Genomic DNA, 16,191 nt, shown 5'->3' on the forward strand with positions numbered 1-16,191 from the left:
GTTCTTTGACTCATTTTTGAATAAAAAAATGAGTCAAAGAACCGTCCCCTGACTCACCTTTTACTTTCAAAATGATCGTCAAACCTTGGAGAAACTCTTTTTAAGCTTAAAAAGCTCCCTGAACGCTTTTAGGATTACAGTCAGTTTTGCCCCCGTCTGCTCACCGGCTATCCGCGGGTAATGATTTACACCCACCTCGGTTATTAGATACCCCCGCGCTTTTGCCTTTGCCAGAACTTCAGTGTCAATAAGAGCTCCTTGTGATTCCAGGGTTATCTCGTCAAATATTTTACGGCGGTAGAGCTTGAATGCGGAATCGACATCCGAAACTTTGAACTTGAACAACATATTCACCATAGTGCCCCATAAAAAAGCGTTTATTTTTCGGATAACCGGATCCCGGCGGTTAATCCGGCAACCCGATACAATATCGTATTTTTCAATTAACGGCAGGAGTTTTGTAATCTCCTCCATTTTAAACTGACCATCCCCGTCAGTATAAAAAACAAGCTCTTTAGTAGCGCTTTTAAACCCGGTTTGCAACGCGGCGCCGTAACCTTTATTCTTATCATGATTGATTGCTCTTATTTCAGGGTATTCCCCGGCCAGACGCTCGGCAATTTCACCGGTGCGGTCGCGGCTGCCGTCGTTGACAATAATGATTTCATAGTCATCCGATATCTTAGGGGCAACAGCCAAGGCTTCCCGTGCCACTCTCTCCACATTTTCCTCTTCATTGTAACACGGAAAAAAAATTGAAATGGGATACTTCTTCATAGTCCACTCCTTTTTACAACCTTTTTCGCACATCATCGCCACTGTGGAACATCCGATGGCAAAAGCAATATTATGAATTAAGTATAGCATAAATCACCCTAAAGTCCCAAAAATATCACGAATTAAGAATGTACTCCGTTATTTATCTACTGTAATGATTCAGCGATTTTCAGAATTTCTTCAACCGGCAGAGTGCCTTCTATAGTGATCAGCAAGCTATCCTGCTTAAAAATTATGGTCGCCTGGCCTGCCGGAACCGATTCCAGCAAGGTCCCGCTCCGCCCGTTTATTTTTACTTCTTTCCCCTTTAATTGCTTATCCTTAAGAATGTTTGCTTCAGTTGCCGGCCTCTCCTCAATCCCGAATTTTAAATTACCGGTCGTATAATTAATGCTAACCACGTTCTCACTGCGGGAGAGGCTTTCCAGCACCGTTCCTTTTGGTAAATAAGATGGCGTCAGCGGCACAAGATCATTTTTAGAATCGGCATTATCAACCCTTTTCCCGGCGCCGGTCATTGCGGCGGCGCTGTCTGCCGCGTTTTCAGCTCCATTCGCCTTCTTGACTGTTGACTCCAGCTTTTGTGAAGCCACGGGATTAGCCCCGGCATAGGTATCTGCTCCGCCAGCCGGCGGCCTGGCCGGCAACTCCGCTATCATTGCTGGCTGCCGGGCATTTTCAGGTTGATTCTGCGCACCCTGGCCACTTTGCTCAACAGGCTTACCAGTGATAACAGTTCGAACATCCCCGTCTTTGTCAAACTGATTTATTTGAGCCGGGTCATTTACTTCCGGCAGATTTACCTGATCGGTCACTTCGGGTAACGATTCCCCGTCTTTAAGATTAGTAAACAAGTGGCCGCCAAGCTGCTGGTGGAACATACCATAAGCCGCGGCGAAAATAAGCAGCGCGGCGGCAATGCCGGTGCAGCCTCTTTGCAGCCGCTCATAAAAGGGTATACGACTGCCGCGCATTTTAATTTTATCGTCAATTTTTGATTGGAGGCCTTCAGGCAAAGGAATCTCCTGAAACATACGTCTGACTTCCAGACGCAGGAGGTCGTCCGCCTGCTTCAACTTGTTGAACTCCTGACGGCAATGATCGCAACGCTCCAGGTGGATGTCAACAGCTTCCTTTTTCTTGCTGTTCAGGTCACCGTCAAGATAGTCGTTAAACCAAACTTTGACGCTTTCACAAAGCATGTTTCTTAGCCTCTTTCCAAAACCTCTTTTAGCATTGCGCGAGCGTTAGCCAGGCGCGACTTGACTGTTCCCACCGGTATCCCCAGTATTTTAGCCACTGTTTTAATATCCAAATCCATTTCATAATACATCACCAGGACAGTTTTGTGCGCGTCACTCAATAACCTCAAGGCATCCCTCAATTCGAGGCTCCGGTCGCTTTTATCGGTCCAGTCCTCTGTAACGGCAGTGTCCCAATCTGCCATTTTATCAAGCACAGCTCCTTCCCGGCGCTTTCTCCTCAGGTAGTCATAGCAAAGGTTCATAACAATACGAGTGAGCCACGTTTTAAAAGACGACTCCATGCGAAATCCCGCCAGTCTGCGAAAACAAACCAAAAAGGACTCCTGCACCAAGTCCTCCGCGTCACTTTGGCTTTGCAGGACAGTAAAAGCAATCCTGAAAGCGTAGCTTAAATATTGACTGGTTAGTTCCGAAAAAGCCTCACTATCGCCGGCCTGAGAAGCGCGTATCAAATCGCGCTCGCTCATAACGACCTTCATTCCCATATATCCAAACGCTTCTTTCTCAACAAGCAACAAGTTGGTGACAAGCACGTCTATATTCAGGTCTATATTAATATTACCATCTAAAACTGATTCTTCAACGCTAAATATCTCTTTTACTGAAGATTCTCAGCGCAAGGAGCAGGAATCCCAAGATATAGAAAGCTGTATACGCCAGCATCCAGGCGCTTGGCTCCGCGCCGCTGCCGAACGGACCCAGCATCGTCATGGATAAAGACGCGCCCGGCACGGATAAGAGTGAATAAACTATTTTCCGGTACACGGAGTCAGCCGGCATAAGCAGGCTGGACACGATACCTATGTTCACCAGCGTTTTACTACCGGCCAGGTAGCCTATTTGTTCCAGCATACCGCCCACAACCCCTACCGAGTAAAGCATAAACGCGGCGATGCCGTTGGCCAAAGTAGAAAGAAAAGTGGATCCCAGCATGGCTACCGCCAGGAGAATTAATGGCTGCAGGCAGAAAAGACCGGCTGCCGCCGCTTTTACCGGTATGTCCAGCCCCGTATTATAATGTACGATAAGCAGCACAGCAAAGTAAAATAAGGCTGCGAAGGCGGATAACATCAAACCGTAGCCACAGAATTTTCCCAGGATGATTGTTGAGCGTCTCACCGGACCCGGCACGATAGCATGCATCGTGCCGTTCTCAATTTCACTGGAAATGGTTCCAACCGCAGCCATGACAGCTAAAAATGCGATTATGAAACTGCCGAAATAAAGGCCCAAAGCAAGAAACTGCGGGGCGATCAACGCCTTCAACGGCCCCGCGCCGCGGCTCATATCCTGGTAGCCGTAATGAACGCCGGCGCCGTATAGAATCAAAAAAATAACGGTCAGGATGACAGTAACCAAGAGTATCCGTCGCCGGACTATTTCCTTTAAAGTCAATAAAATTATTGTCGGCACGTTTAACTATCACCTCTTTGTATGAGGTCTACAAATAAATCTTCGAGAGAATTATGCTTGGCGCCAAGGCTATATAGCCGGCCGCCGTTCTTGACCACCGCTTCGGCGAGAGCCGGAATCTGTTCACTGTGTTCTAGAGTAACATTGACATGACGGCCTTCCACGGCAATCTTACCGCTCAGGTTGGTTAGCTCCTCCAACGCCGCCCGTGTCAGGCCATCAACCTGCATTTCCACCTCTATTGTTTGCGAGAGCAGTTCATCCAGCGTCCCGCCTGCCACTATTTTTCCTTTGTTTATTATCGCTACCCGGTCACAAATCATTTCCACCTCACTTAGAAGGTGACTGTTCAAGAAAACGGTTTTACCGTCGTCGCGCAGTTTTAGCATTATTTCACGCACCTCACGCCGCCCCAGCGGGTCCAGGGCGGAAGTCGGCTCGTCCAGAAAGATCAGTTCGGGATCGTGCAGCAAGGCACAGGCCAGCCCTACCCGCTGCTGCATGCCCTTGCTGTAAGACCCGACCTTTTGCTTCTCTTTGCCGGCCAGCCCCACTTGTTCCAGCACCGCTGGAATGCGCTGTTTCCTCTCCGCTCCGCTCATCCCGTGCAAGGAGGCGTGGAAAGAAAGCAGTTCTTCACCCCTTAGCCAGTCCTGGTAGCGAAAATTTTCCGGCAAATAACCAATTTTGCGTCTGGCTCCCAGGTCGCCCAGCGGCCGCCCCAGGACGCGCGCCGTCCCCGAAGAGGGGAAAAGAAGCCCCACCAGCATCTTGACCAGAGTGCTCTTCCCGGCGCCGTTAGGACCGAGAAAACCGAAGATTTGCCCCTCGTTCACCGAGAGGCAAATCTTCGAACACGCGGCTTTGGCGCCGTATATTTTTGTTAGTTCGTTTGTTTCCAGGATCATTTTTTTACCTCGCCTTGTATTAACCACCTAGAAAGGTCGGCAAATTACTTACTTCATCGAGACAGCCATATCCATGGCTTGTTCCAGGGTCAGTTTCCCACTGATTGCGTAAACAACACCGTCTTTTTGCCAAATCAAGCTGTTGGGCGGAGAATCGTTGCCGCCGCCTTTTACATCGGCGGGCGGCGTGATAAATACGCCCTGCGACCCGGCCACGTTAACGTCCCGGGTAGTACCGTCGACAACCGGTACAAGCAAGGTATGCTGCCAGTCGTTAACGGAAGCTATTTGCCCGCGCAGGCTTTCAGGCAGGAACGGCAGCGCCAGCAGCGCGTCCCGGATGGCACTCACGTCCGCGCCATTCGCCGCCAATTCGGGACTCCTACCCTCCATCACAAAGATACTTGCGTCGCCTGAACCGGCATACCGCGTACTAACTGTGGCAGGCACTTTTACTGAAAACATCTTGCCGTTCAGTTCATCGGGAAGGAGTTTTTCACTACCGAGAGATTTTAAAACCTGGTTGGTATTATCGGTATTCAAGGTCAGGTTCAAGGTTCCTCCAGAGTTTAGACTAACTTCTTGCAAACGGTAACCGGCCGGCGGCGGCTCAGGCAGCTTAAGCTGGAAATCAACCGCGTCGCGCGCCTCTTCCAGAGATACTTTACTTGCGGTCTGCTTGCCAACAAACTCCAGTTTGCCAAAATTTTCAATGTCAACCTGACCGGCCCCGCTGCGGACTGCTTTCTCAATATTTGCTAAATCAGCAGGTGCAATGCTGATAGTTTTAACTTTTTCCACCCGGAATATAGTCAGCAATTCGCCGGCCACGGAGCGCACCGAACTGAAACTAAAGGCGATCGCCACCGCTAAAACCATTACCGCCGCGGTTGCGGCCACCCGGTATTTTGACAACATCTGAAAGACTCCTTTCTTAAATCCATAATTATTTTGCCTCGGCCTCCTGCTGTTGTTGGACTGGAGCCATACTCCGCCGGTGTCAATCCCGGTCCGGCTCAGGGACCGCAGGTAACCGGCCACCCTGGCATCGGTGAAGGTTTGGTTTTCCCTTAATTGATCCAGAGTTTCACGGCACGAACTACAGCCCGTCAAGTGTTTTTCAATCGCAGATTGTTCGCCGCCGGCAACCTCTCCATCCAGGAAAGCTTGCAGCGCGCCGGTATCATAACACACCGCCATCACTCCTTGAGCCTGGTGTATTCGGTCTTGAATCTGGCACGGGCCCGCGCCAGCAGGGTACCAATTGATGATTCTTTCACACCCAGCGCTTCGGCTAATTCGGCGTAACTCATTCCGGAAAACTTCAGCAGCAAGCAGGCCCGGTCTCTTTCCGGCAAGAGTTCCAGAACGCGCCGGGTGAAGGACGCTTCCTCCTCCCGCTCCAGCGCATCTTCAGGACCCTCTTCCGCTGCAGTATCCCACTGACGCCCGGCACGGCTTTCCCGGTGTCTCCTGCTGTTTTCACTGCGCAACTGGTTGTAAGCCAGGTTAGTCGCCACTTTTGCCAGCCAACCGTTCAGGTTGGCAGACTCCCGGGGTGGTGTGAGGTAAAGCTTGATAAACGTTTCCTGGGCAACGTCCTCCGCGGCGGCGCGGTTACCCAGCAGACCGATTAGCCTCCTGCAAACAGCCGGGTAAAAGCGGTCAAAAAGCACCTTGAAAACAGCCGGTTTTAATCTGTGTTCATCATTTTCCGGCGAGCTCATCCGGGTCCTCCAGACTGGGGTGATTTCATTATATATAACAGAGACGAGAGCGTTTTTGTGACAGTTGCACCAGTAAACTTATCAAGAGATTATAGCTTTAATAACACTCTGTCAAGGCGTGACGCCCGTGGTATATTTTCCCGGTCAAGCAAGGGTACGTCCTGTTCGATTGTTTGATGTCTATATTTGACTCATGTTATCAATTATAATAAAATTAGCAAATGATAAAGTAGGTTGGGCTGGAGGGCTAATTGAAGGCACGTTTACAGGAGTTAGATTTATTAAGAAGTATTGCCGTGTTAGCCGTAATAGCGATACATATAACGGGCGGATATTTATTTAACGGCAAGCACGGTGTTGTTTTATTGTGGAATCAAGGGATGCGGTTTGCAGTGCCTACTTTCTTTATAATATCAGGTTTTCTTCTATTCTATTATGATCTTGACAAGAAAAAAGTTATATTTAATAATTTTATTGTCCGGCGTTTATCTAAAATAATAATTCCATATATTATCTGGACATTTATCTATAGTGTTTATTACTTGCACAACGGGTTATTTGAAATAAAGCACGGCATCATGGATATGTTTGGGCAAGGATTTACTTTTATTGAAAAATACCTTATAAATATTATACGAGGGACAGCGGCGCCACACTTATATTTTATCGTAATAATAATTCAATTTTATATTTTATATCCAATTTTGCACAAGCTAGTTAAAGAACACGAAAAGCTAGTATTAGTCATTTCATTTATTGTAACTTTTTACTTTCAATTAGCTGATTATCTCTATGGCTATGAATTATTCCTGCTACCCAAAAGCGGATTCAAATATTATTCGATTTTATTTTTCCCCTGGATTTTTTATTTCGTGCTCGGCATGTATACTGTAATAAAGATAGATAAAGGGGAGATAAATTTAAACAAATTATCAATGAAGACCTTCTTGCCATGGGTGTTGGCCTACTGTATATTGATAACGGATACTATATTAACCAACACATCAGCCACCTCAATCAAACCAACCATAATGCTCTACAGTGTTGCAAGTTTCTTCTTCTTATACCACTAAGTATATATATCAAAGATTTTAATGATTCTTTTAATAAATTTATCAAATGGTTTTCAGCCCAGTCTTTTTTTATATATTTCAGTCATATTTTAGTGCTAAGTGAACTTAGAATATTCATCGCGAACAAAAATTTAGATGCTGTTTGGAGCGGCGGCTCCGTTATAATTTTTCTATTTATAAGTGTGATAATCATATCTTGCGCAATTGTATATCTGCTTAGTTTAACACCATTTGTCAGCGTTCTTGGCGGCGTCAATTCAACTTTCTTAACACAAAAACGTGCATTTCGATAAGTGCTGTCCTTGATGTCATTCAAAAAACCCAGCCAGTATATCAACTACCTCTTCAAGAATATCCTCCGGAGCCTTTTCCTTAAACCTTGCATTCCTGGCGAGCATGTCTAATGCCTTTACCTGCTCGCACATTATAACACCTGTTGTGGCAGTTCTTTCATCAAGAGGCACATGCAATGGAAACCCGCGATTGGTATTTGTTATCGGACAAACAATCGCAATTTTTGTAAAGTTGTTAAAAGTATTATTACTGACCACTAACGCCGGACGTCTGCCTTTTTGTTCATGTCCCGCCTGTGGATCAAATTCAAGTGTTATGATATCTCCCTGTGCAGGTGTGTAGGCCATTACCACACCTCTTTTCCCCTCGGGCTGCCCGTATCCCATTCTGCGCTTCTATAATCACCATTATAACCGGCCAATCGTTCTTCTATCGTTTTGTGTTTTTTATTTGCACGGCTGATAATGATACTCCCGTTCTCCACCCTTATTTCCACTCTGTCGTTCTCACGCATGGCGACCTCCTCTAGTACTCCTTTCGGCAAACGTACCGCCTGACTGTTTCCCCATTTTTGAATAGTAGCAAACATGCGCGTCACCTCCAACATAAGTATATACATAGTATCTACGCGCGTCAATCAGTCTATTCGCCTAAAATGGTTTATTTACAACAAACTACCGCCAGTATATTTCTACTGAATCCCCTTCTTCAAGCGCGTCGGTAAAACCGGCGGGGGCCCCGTTTAGGCGCAAAACCGGCAGGCCGGTATGTGCCGCCGGCTCCAGATCAATGTGGTTGAGCACGTCCACAAAAATATAATGCTTTTTACCGGAAAGGTTTACTTTCTTCCCGTTGACTGTGACTGAAACGACTTCACCAGACGGCTGTCCGGCCTCGCTCCTGTCTACTCCCGTGTCATCACTCTCATTGTCTGAAAGTTTTTTTTTGACAAGCCTTACATCGTCCCCGTCCTGCAAAACATGCTCCAAAGTCGCTTCTACACCGTTAACATGGATAACCTGATCCGTCAGATCGACTTTTTCAAAAAGCTCGCCTAGTGTTTTTACCGTCTTTATCTCCAGATGGTCGCCATTCATTATCTCGGTATCATAAGAAGATAATTTCCCGTTAATCATACAAACCGGCTCGATTACCCTGGGCTCGCCGTCTAAAGTAATGCTGACGCCCGCCAGACCCTCCAGGAAATCCCGCGCGTAAGCCCTGGCGTCCGCGCCGGCCCCGGCTTTTAGAACATTAATCTCGTCACCGTCTTTAATGGCGGTTTTCAGGTTGGCTTTTTCACCGTTTATGTATATTTCCGCCGGACTGGCGAGACCGCCGTAAACTACTTCGGGTCTGCCGTTGAGGGTAAATTTCAAATCTTTGCCGTTGTACCCGATCAAATCCCTGGGGTTGAACTCCAACAGGCTGAGGGCGTTTGACACATTAAGATCCTTTGAATTAAACAGGCTGAATTCCTTGCCGTCCACTTTGATAGTGACAAAATTCTGTCCCAGTTTTTTAATGGCCACTGTCGCGATCCCCACTACCGTGACTCCTTCAGGTCCGTCCAGACCCTCCTCATCGACAGTCAGATTCTGAATGGCCGCTCTCCCTCTGACAGCGACTTTTTGCGCTTCTATGCCCAACTTTTCAGCCAGCTTGTCGGTCAACGCCGGCAGCCGCGAGCCGCCACCCACGCAAAAGATTGTTCTGGGCGGTTCTCCGCCGTTAAGGTTCATGATTGACCCTGCTATTTCACCGGCCAACTTGTCCAAAACCGGCTCGATCACAGCGGCCACCTCAGCGGCGGCAACCGTGGTCTCAATACCCAGGACATCTTTGTAAACAATCTTCCCGCCGTTTTCTAAAGATCGTTTAATCTTCTCCGCCCAGTTAAAGTCAACTAATAAAGTTTCGGCGACAGCCTCGGTTATTTCATCGCCGGCCACCGGCACCATACCATACGATACTACTGATCCCTTTCTGGTGATGGCAATATCAGACGTGCCCGCGCCGATATCAATCAGCGCCAGATTTAACAGTCTCATACTTTCCGGAATCAGTACCTCGATGGCCGCGATTGGTTCCAGCGTCAGGTTTACCGGTTCCAGACCCACTCTTCCCAGCACCGCGTAAAGCCCGTTCACCACCGATTCCGGCAAGAAAGTAGCCAGTACGTCGGCTCCGATAATTTTACCGCGATGCCCGATTAAATTGGTAACCGGATAATTGTTTAAATAATATTTAACGACGCTGTAACCCACGCAATAAAATTTTTCAGTGTTTCCGGCAACAGCTGTGTCAACCTCCTGGTGGGCGCTCCTGATGCCGGCTATTTCCAGACTGTTAACCATCGTGCCGTCGATCTCCACATGATCGTCAATATCCATTTCAGCATGGCACTGTTTGGTTACCAGGGACCTTCCAGCGGCAGCTATGGCCGCTTTGTTCAACTTAAACCCGACCTTTTTTTCGAGAACACGTTTGACTTCCAGCACTGTGTCCGCCACTTTGGGAATGTCGTGAATCTGCCCGTCAAACATGGACCGGCTGCCGTGCTCAACCATATGCTGAGCGACTACCCGCAGCAAGCCCGACTCAACCAGGGCTACGACCCCAATCACCGTTCTCGTCCCAATATCCAGGGCGAATATGGAGTTTTCCTCGGACGGAATTATTTTTGCCATTTTACACCCCTGACCTGAATTTACTTTTGGCAAATTTCAACAAAAGTATAACCCATATATTCCTATTAATCAACTATTCAAAATTTTTAGGATTAATTGTATCTTCAAAATCATTCCATGAAGTCGGACTCATGTGTTCACTAATACACCCTGTCCGTTCTCAAGGCCATATTTCCACATGATAATAGCGTCTTCATTGTTATCGGTGTAATACTTTTTCCGCAGCCCTTTTTCTATGAAACCCATAGTTGTATACAGATGCCGGGCAATCAGGTTTGACGGGCGCACTTCAAGGGTCATCTTAAAGATCCCGAATAAAGCTGCCCGCCTGATCAATTCCATCATCAGCATTTTACCGATATTATTCATCCGGTAATCAGGATGCACGGCGACATTAGTAATCTGCGCTTCTTCAAGAACAAGCCACATGCCTCCGTAGCCTGCCACCTGTCCATTCACTAACGCTACTATATAATGGGCAAAGCTGTTTTTTATTTCAGAAGAAAAAGTTTGACGGGACCAGGGAGCCGGGTAGGACGCTTGTTCGATTTCAAACACTTGATCCAGGTGTTCAGGGCCCATTTTACAAAAAGTAACTTTCACAATTCCAATCCCCCGGCACAATGTTTTTTCCGCCAAATTACCTCAGCCTCAGATAGTCTGATATATTCCGGCTGCAACCGTGATGGGCTGACACCCCTTCCGTTGTCAAACGCCACTAAACCTAGCTCAGCTACCGCGGCACCCCTCGGGTAACTAGCAGCCAGCGGGGCAAATACCGCCATTTGCGCCAGGCCGGTTTTAAGCTGATCGCCATAAACCGGCAATCCGTCTCCTAAAAAAGTCACCGGCTTTTGGTAACCCGCTAACAATTTGATTAATTCCTCTATCCGCGCGGCTCTGGGACTCATCAACAGAACCGGAGCCATGCCGGAATAATCATATACAGCAGTGTATACTTCATTTTTCCGGGCGTTCAATACCGGACATATCAAACGGTTATGTCCGGCAAAGGCGTGAGCGAGGGTTTCCAGAGTAGAAATACCCGCTACCGGCAACTCCCATACCTGGGCCAAAGCCTTGGCGGTACTCATCCCAATCCGCAGGCCGGTGAAAGACCCCGGCCCGCTGGACACCGCTATACCGGTCAGGTCGCGGCGTTCAATCTCCGCATCTTCAAGTGCAGCCTTAATCATCGGAAGCAAATTTACAGAATGTGTCCGTTTATTTAGAACCATGCGCTCGGCCAGGATTCCCTCTCTACCGGCGACAGCAACCGCGGCCACCGGAGTGGCGGATTCAATCCCCAACACATACAAGACCCATCAACTCCTCAACCATGCCCGTCAAGTCATCTCCATATGGAACGAAAGAAATATTCCTGGCTTCCTCACTTTCCGGACTCCTGTCAATAAAGATATCCAGTCTAACGGCCGGGAGCAATTCCGCCACCCGCTCCGGCCACTCAATTACTGTTACACCGCTGCCGTAAAAATATTCTTCATAACCCAAATCTTCTAATTCCAGAGCGTCTTCCAGCCGGTAAAAATCCATATGATAAAGAGGCAGCCGGCCCAGATACTCATTGATGATGGTAAAAGTGGGACTGGTCACCGGCCCGTCGACCCCCATGCCACAAGCCACTCCCTGGGCAAACCGGGTCTTTCCGGCCCCAAGGTCGCCATTCAGACATACCACGTCGCCCGGACGCAACAACGCGCCCAGTTTTTTTCCCACACAGGCGGTTTCCTTTGGTGTCGTAGTTTTAATTACAGGCAACACGTTCACCCCGATATCAAAACACCCCTACCCGAAAGAGGGCGAAAACATTAAATATTATAATAAAAGCTTGCATTTTATACGTTTCATTATAACAAAAGTTTGTCCAAACAACAAAAAACCCTTCCACTATTGGAAGGAGATTAAAAGAAAATAAAAATTCTGCTTACTCAACCGCTTGCAGCCGTTTTTCCAAAAGCAGGGCAATCGCGGTCAAATCCCTTAAGGAATTCTTTTAGCTCGTCCACATCAAAAGGCTTGACAATACAGGTAAGCGCCCCTTTTTGCATAGCTTGTGAAACCGTTTCTTCCGAACTGAACGCAGTCATGATCACCACATTTGTTTCGGGGGCCAGCGCCTTAATTTTCTCCAAAGCCTCCAGCCCCCCCATCAAGGGCATCCGTACATCCATGAAGATTAAATCGGGACGGATGGAACGAGCCAAATCAACTGCTTCAAGTCCATTACCGGCGGTATGAGCCCGGTGACCCGAATCCCGAACGATAATTTCCAGCAAATAACGCACCCCGGCTTGGTCGTCTACAATTAGAACATCTAACGGCTCTCGTCGCATTTCATCACCTCCCGACAAAAATTTACATTATATAGCAATTAAGTTTAATAATCCAATTATATTCAATTCGACAACTAATTGCAATATTTCTAAGCAATTTTCTTAAATTTATTCAGAAATCCAAAACTTTTTCGCAGCAAATTTTTTTCAGTAGAAACTCTTATATGAGCGAATAAACTTTAACTCCGTCAATAAATACTTGTTCCACACGGCAAAGAAAATCAAAGGGATGTCGATCCATTACGACAAAATCGGCGTCTTTCGCCGGTTCCAAACTCCCCAGGCGATGATCCAACTTTAATATCTTCGCGGCATCTATGGTTACCGCCCGTAGAGCGGCGTCTACAGTTAAACCGCCTTTAACAGTCATGGCGGCGGAAACAGCCAGATACTGAATAGGCACAACCGGATGGTCGGTCATTATCGCAAAAAGCACTCCAGCCTCCGAGAGCACTCTGGCCGTTTGGAGGGTCAGTCCCTGCATTTCCACCTTGGCCCTGTTTGTGATCACCGGGCCGACGACGGCGGGAATCCTTAGCTCCGCCAGTTTCCGCGCTACGATATGGCCCTCGGTACAGTGCTCGACAACCAGATCCACCTGAAACTCCCGGGCAATGCGGACCGCTGTCATAATGTCGTCAGCGCGGTGGGCGTGCACCCGCAAGGGAATCTCCCGCTTCAGCACCCCGGCCAGCGCTTCCAGCTTCAGGTCTTTCTCAAACGCGGCTGCATTTTTAGCTATGCCTGAAGAAGACTTCTTCATGTATTCCTGCCCGCGCACCAGCGCTTCTCTTAAAATCGCCGCGGAAGCCATGCGGGTGGCGGGCGTCTTTTTTTCACGCCCGTAACTGCGTTTTGGATTTTCACCTAAAGCAGCCTTCAGGCCGACCGGAAAGCGGACGATCATATCATCTATCACCGTGCCGTGCGTTTTTACCGCCGCCATTTCGCCACCGATGATATTTGCGCTGCCGGGACCTGTCACAACAGTGGTGACCCCTCCCGCGAGAGCGTCGCGAAATCCCAGATCCGCCGGGTTGATCGCGTCAATGGCGCGCAGATGCGGAGTGACCGGGTCGGTGCTCTCGTTACAGTCGTCTCCCTCTTCCCGGTATATCTCTTCAACAATGCCGAGGTGGCTGTGCGCGTCGATCATCCCGGGCATAACCACCTTTCCCGATACATCAACGCTTTCCGCGCCCCGGGGAATGACGATACCGTTCTCGACGCCATAAATCTTGCCGTTATCTACCAGCAAAGTTCCCCTGTCTATTACGCGCCCCGCCATGGTAATAATCATACCGCCTGCGACAGCCAGCATTTTTGCTCACCTCTACTTTGTTACAAAAAGAACATCCTCACCGGATGTTCTTTTTTATAAATCCAACAAACCGAGACTTATTTCCGCCGCCTGTTTCACTTTAACCATCATCTCACTGTCAAGAGACGTTATTTTTTCCAAAAGTCTGCTTTTGTCTATCGTCCTGATTTGTTCCAGCAAAATTACAGAATTTTTTCCCATTCCACCTGGGTGGGCCGGCATCTCCACGTGTGTAGGAAGCTTAGCTTTGGCAATTTGGGAAGTAATCGCGGCAACAATGGTGGTGGGGCTGTACTGGTTTCCAATGTCGTTTTGTATTATCAGCACCGGCCTTGTCCCCCCCTGTTCCGAGCCGACAACCGGGCTCAGATCAGCATAAAAAATATCACCCCGGCGGATCAGCATGGCTTATTTTACCTCCGTCCCCGGTAGTTCGAACTTTTGTGTGACTTCCGACTCCAGGCGGTAATGCTCAATAGCAAGTGCAAGGTTGATATTAGCCATTTCCAGGTATCCTTTTTTCATTTGCTCAATAAATAACCGCCTTCTGCGATCTTCAATGTAAAGCTTTACGGCCTCGCGGATAATATCGCTCCGGCTAATCTGCTCGGCGGCTGCGATCCGGTCCACTTCGGCCAGAAGTGAATCAGGCAAACTGACCATAAATTTCTCAACCCGTGGCACGAACCGGACCCCCTTTCATGAAGCGATAATAGTATCAGTGTTTCACCGCGCCACGGCCGCGTGACAGCGCCACTTTCCCGGTGCGCACCATATCCACAATACCGTAGTCTTCCAATGCCACGCAAAACGCGTTTATCTTCTTCTCGTCACCTAATATCTCTATTATCATTGTATCCTTGCTCACGTCAATAATATTAGCCCGGAATACTGAAACAAGATTGATTATATCCGACCTGCGGTCAACTTCAACATTCACCTTGATTAATGCAAGCTCACGGTCAACTGAATCTTCATACTTCAGTTCAACTATCTTAATGACATCGACCAGCTTAGACAGCTGCTTCATAACCTGATCCAAGATATAGTCATCCCCTTGAACGACAATGGTAATGCGTGTCACACCTGTTTCTTCAGTATATCCGGCAGCAATGCTTTCAATGTTAAATACCCTCCTGCTGAGTAGGCCGGATATACGGGCCAGGACGCCCGGTTTATTAGTTACCAACACTGCCAGTGTATGTCTCAAATCAAGCCCTCCCGCCCGACATTATTATCACTATAATACTACTGTGCAATAGTAAACTTTATAGCATAATAAAATTATTTGTTATACCACATATTATACCATAATTAAGCGCAAAAGTCCCTGCTTCTTAAACTTATAAGCACACCTGCGCGAAATATAGCATAACGACGATAAATGGGTTTTATGTTATTATATATTTACGCAAAGTCTCGGAGGTTACCATGATCAGTTTTAGTAAAATATCAATTTTCGAAGGTCTCGAGCAAAGCGAATTGGACCGGGTCGTAAAATGGGTTACCCGTGAAAATTATTGAAATTTTATCTAACAGGTTAAAGCAGGCTAATAGACAGATCGAGGAACTGGTGTTTTTAAACGCCCGTTCCCGGGTGATTTATAATTTAATCAGTCTGGCCAAAGAATACGGACGGCCGGAAGAAGGGGAAATAACCATATCACTGCAGTTAACTCATGCTGAACTTGCCAAGCTTGTCGGAATATCCAGGGAGACAATGACTAAAGTGCTCGCTGAACTGCAGGACAGCAATTTAATCAAAGTAACCCGGAAAAAACTTCAAGTAATAAACCTGGACGATCTATGCCGGCAAGTTATGTAGCGGCAATTTTTATAGATATCCCCTTGCCAAAAGTACGCTGCCAGGTTAAAATAACTTAAGGTAAATATGATAATAAGGTACATAGAAGTATTGAGGCCGAGGGTGTCCTTAAATGCCGTAATGATTTATGGTATTTTTGCGACACTTTTTATTTTAGCAAGAAAACAACAAGGAGGTTGTTTTGTGAAAAAAATTGAGGCCATTATCCGTCCGGAAAAGTTGGAAGAAGTAAAAGATGCTTTAGGCAAGTATAACATCCAAGGCTTGACAGTAAGCCAGGTGGTAGGTTGCGGATTGCAGAAAGGCAGGGTTGGTGTATATCGCGGCAATGAATACAGTATCAACCTGTTGCCGAAAATCAAGCTGGAGATCGTTATCAGTGACTATCAGGTCGAGGACGTAGTGGACATTATCAAAGAAGCAGCATATACAGGCGCAATCGGCGACGGAAAAATTTTTATTTTACCTGTGGAAAACGCTTTTCGCATCCGTACCGGCGAATCTGGTCAAGACGCATTATAAAAACACAAGGTCGACGACGCCC

The 16,191-nt window shown here is 47.5% G+C and carries 21 protein-coding genes; 3 read left to right on the forward strand and 18 right to left on the reverse strand.

The window, feature by feature from the left end; all coding sequences use genetic code 11:
• Positions 1–78: 78 nt before the first annotated feature.
• The 7 genes from L7E55_RS06170 to L7E55_RS06200 form a co-directional block, all read right to left on the reverse strand.
• The gene (locus L7E55_RS06170; protein ID WP_277443202.1) at positions 79–867 is read right to left on the reverse strand and encodes a glycosyltransferase family 2 protein; all 789 of its coding nucleotides are present in this window, start codon (positions 865–867) and stop codon (positions 79–81) included.
• 56 nt (positions 868–923) lie between these two features.
• Positions 924–1,979: a DUF4367 domain-containing protein gene (locus L7E55_RS06175; RefSeq protein WP_277443203.1), complete on the reverse strand. Its 1,056-nt coding sequence runs from the start codon at positions 1,977–1,979 to the stop codon at positions 924–926.
• Between the two features lie 5 nt (positions 1,980–1,984).
• Positions 1,985–2,521 (reverse strand): RNA polymerase sigma factor, encoded by a 537-nt coding sequence (locus tag L7E55_RS06180; protein WP_277443205.1) that lies wholly within the window; start codon positions 2,519–2,521, stop codon positions 1,985–1,987.
• Between the two features lie 106 nt (positions 2,522–2,627).
• Positions 2,628–3,455 (reverse strand): ABC transporter permease, encoded by an 828-nt coding sequence (locus L7E55_RS06185; RefSeq protein WP_277443206.1) that lies wholly within the window; start codon positions 3,453–3,455, stop codon positions 2,628–2,630.
• 2 nt (positions 3,456–3,457) lie between these two features.
• Positions 3,458–4,363: an ABC transporter ATP-binding protein gene (locus L7E55_RS06190; RefSeq protein WP_277443207.1), complete on the reverse strand. Its 906-nt coding sequence runs from the start codon at positions 4,361–4,363 to the stop codon at positions 3,458–3,460.
• Between the two features lie 48 nt (positions 4,364–4,411).
• Positions 4,412–5,557 carry an anti-sigma factor family protein gene (locus L7E55_RS06195; protein ID WP_277443208.1) on the reverse strand — a complete coding sequence of 382 codons (1,146 nt, stop codon included), beginning with the start codon at positions 5,555–5,557 and terminating at the stop codon, positions 4,412–4,414.
• 5 nt (positions 5,558–5,562) lie between these two features.
• Complete coding sequence (locus L7E55_RS06200) at positions 5,563–6,090, reverse strand: RNA polymerase sigma factor SigX (RefSeq protein ID WP_277443209.1); 528 nt, start codon at positions 6,088–6,090, stop codon at positions 5,563–5,565.
• A gap of 251 nt (positions 6,091–6,341) precedes the next feature.
• Here L7E55_RS06200 and L7E55_RS06205 point away from each other — a divergent pair, with 251 nt between their 5' ends.
• Positions 6,342–7,163, forward strand: a complete 822-nt coding sequence (locus L7E55_RS06205) for an acyltransferase (RefSeq protein WP_277443210.1) — start codon at positions 6,342–6,344, stop codon at positions 7,161–7,163.
• 308 nt (positions 7,164–7,471) lie between these two features.
• Here the strand turns inward: L7E55_RS06205 and L7E55_RS06210 are convergent, their stop codons facing one another.
• From L7E55_RS06210 to ilvN, 11 genes are all read right to left on the reverse strand, one after another.
• On the reverse strand, positions 7,472–7,804 hold the full coding sequence (locus L7E55_RS06210) for a type II toxin-antitoxin system PemK/MazF family toxin (protein ID WP_277443211.1): 333 nt from the start codon (positions 7,802–7,804) through the stop codon (positions 7,472–7,474).
• Positions 7,804–8,046 carry an AbrB/MazE/SpoVT family DNA-binding domain-containing protein gene (locus L7E55_RS06215; protein WP_277443212.1) on the reverse strand — a complete coding sequence of 81 codons (243 nt, stop codon included), beginning with the start codon at positions 8,044–8,046 and terminating at the stop codon, positions 7,804–7,806. Before L7E55_RS06215 ends, L7E55_RS06210 begins: the two co-directional genes overlap by 1 nt.
• 85 nt (positions 8,047–8,131) lie before the next feature.
• A complete protein-coding gene (locus L7E55_RS06220; RefSeq protein ID WP_277443213.1) occupies positions 8,132–10,147 on the reverse strand; it encodes a cell division FtsA domain-containing protein in 2,016 nt (671 codons plus the stop codon).
• Between the two features lie 129 nt (positions 10,148–10,276).
• The gene (rimI, locus tag L7E55_RS06225; RefSeq protein ID WP_338091178.1) at positions 10,277–10,750 is read right to left on the reverse strand and encodes a ribosomal protein S18-alanine N-acetyltransferase; all 474 of its coding nucleotides are present in this window, start codon (positions 10,748–10,750) and stop codon (positions 10,277–10,279) included.
• A complete protein-coding gene (tsaB, locus tag L7E55_RS06230) occupies positions 10,747–11,460 on the reverse strand; it encodes a tRNA (adenosine(37)-N6)-threonylcarbamoyltransferase complex dimerization subunit type 1 TsaB (RefSeq protein ID WP_338091180.1) in 714 nt (237 codons plus the stop codon). Before tsaB ends, rimI begins: the two co-directional genes overlap by 4 nt.
• Positions 11,447–11,926 carry a tRNA (adenosine(37)-N6)-threonylcarbamoyltransferase complex ATPase subunit type 1 TsaE gene (gene tsaE, locus L7E55_RS06235; protein WP_277443215.1) on the reverse strand — a complete coding sequence of 160 codons (480 nt, stop codon included), beginning with the start codon at positions 11,924–11,926 and terminating at the stop codon, positions 11,447–11,449. The genes tsaB and tsaE overlap by 14 nt, the downstream gene beginning before the upstream one ends.
• Before the next feature lie 170 nt (positions 11,927–12,096).
• Positions 12,097–12,501 carry a response regulator gene (locus tag L7E55_RS06240; RefSeq protein WP_277443217.1) on the reverse strand — a complete coding sequence of 135 codons (405 nt, stop codon included), beginning with the start codon at positions 12,499–12,501 and terminating at the stop codon, positions 12,097–12,099.
• A 160-nt stretch (positions 12,502–12,661) separates the two neighbouring features.
• Entirely contained in the window at positions 12,662–13,822 is a 1,161-nt protein-coding gene (locus L7E55_RS06245) for an amidohydrolase (protein ID WP_277443218.1), read from the reverse strand.
• Between the two features lie 54 nt (positions 13,823–13,876).
• A complete protein-coding gene (locus tag L7E55_RS06250) occupies positions 13,877–14,227 on the reverse strand; it encodes a type II toxin-antitoxin system PemK/MazF family toxin (protein ID WP_277443219.1) in 351 nt (116 codons plus the stop codon).
• Positions 14,228–14,230: 3 nt separating this feature from the next.
• A complete protein-coding gene (locus L7E55_RS06255) occupies positions 14,231–14,506 on the reverse strand; it encodes a CopG family ribbon-helix-helix protein (protein WP_277443220.1) in 276 nt (91 codons plus the stop codon).
• A 34-nt stretch (positions 14,507–14,540) separates the two neighbouring features.
• The gene (gene ilvN / locus L7E55_RS06260; RefSeq protein WP_277443221.1) at positions 14,541–15,032 is read right to left on the reverse strand and encodes an acetolactate synthase small subunit; all 492 of its coding nucleotides are present in this window, start codon (positions 15,030–15,032) and stop codon (positions 14,541–14,543) included.
• A gap of 300 nt (positions 15,033–15,332) precedes the next feature.
• Here ilvN and L7E55_RS06265 point away from each other — a divergent pair, with 300 nt between their 5' ends.
• Both L7E55_RS06265 and L7E55_RS06270 read left to right on the forward strand, forming a co-directional pair.
• Positions 15,333–15,647, forward strand: a complete 315-nt coding sequence (locus L7E55_RS06265; protein WP_277443222.1) for a Crp/Fnr family transcriptional regulator — start codon at positions 15,333–15,335, stop codon at positions 15,645–15,647.
• Positions 15,648–15,830: 183 nt separating this feature from the next.
• A complete protein-coding gene (locus L7E55_RS06270; RefSeq protein WP_277443223.1) occupies positions 15,831–16,169 on the forward strand; it encodes a P-II family nitrogen regulator in 339 nt (112 codons plus the stop codon).
• Positions 16,170–16,191: the final 22 nt, after the last annotated feature.

Origin of the sequence: Pelotomaculum isophthalicicum JI (assembly GCF_029478095.1) — a bacterium.
GTDB classification, from domain to species: domain Bacteria; phylum Bacillota; class Desulfotomaculia; order Desulfotomaculales; family Pelotomaculaceae; genus Pelotomaculum_D; species Pelotomaculum_D isophthalicicum.

Excerpts from the sequence above, each read along its gene's own strand:
- L7E55_RS06170 (WP_277443202.1), bottom strand. The coding sequence starts at position 867 with ATGCTATACTTAATTCATAATATTGCTTTTGCCATCGGATGTTCCACA.
- L7E55_RS06175 (WP_277443203.1), bottom strand. The coding sequence starts at position 1,979 with ATGCTTTGTGAAAGCGTCAAAGTTTGGTTTAACGACTATCTTGACGGT.
- L7E55_RS06180 (WP_277443205.1), bottom strand. The coding sequence starts at position 2,521 with ATGAAGGTCGTTATGAGCGAGCGCGATTTGATACGCGCTTCTCAGGCC.
- L7E55_RS06190 (WP_277443207.1), bottom strand. The coding sequence starts at position 4,363 with ATGATCCTGGAAACAAACGAACTAACAAAAATATACGGCGCCAAAGCC.
- L7E55_RS06200 (WP_277443209.1), bottom strand. The coding sequence starts at position 6,090 with ATGAGCTCGCCGGAAAATGATGAACACAGATTAAAACCGGCTGTTTTC.
- L7E55_RS06210 (WP_277443211.1), bottom strand. The coding sequence starts at position 7,804 with ATGGCCTACACACCTGCACAGGGAGATATCATAACACTTGAATTTGAT.
- L7E55_RS06215 (WP_277443212.1), bottom strand. The coding sequence starts at position 8,046 with ATGTTTGCTACTATTCAAAAATGGGGAAACAGTCAGGCGGTACGTTTG.
- L7E55_RS06220 (WP_277443213.1), bottom strand. The coding sequence starts at position 10,147 with ATGGCAAAAATAATTCCGTCCGAGGAAAACTCCATATTCGCCCTGGAT.
- L7E55_RS06240 (WP_277443217.1), bottom strand. The coding sequence starts at position 12,501 with ATGCGACGAGAGCCGTTAGATGTTCTAATTGTAGACGACCAAGCCGGG.
- L7E55_RS06245 (WP_277443218.1), bottom strand. The coding sequence starts at position 13,822 with ATGCTGGCTGTCGCAGGCGGTATGATTATTACCATGGCGGGGCGCGTA.
- L7E55_RS06250 (WP_277443219.1), bottom strand. The coding sequence starts at position 14,227 with ATGCTGATCCGCCGGGGTGATATTTTTTATGCTGATCTGAGCCCGGTT.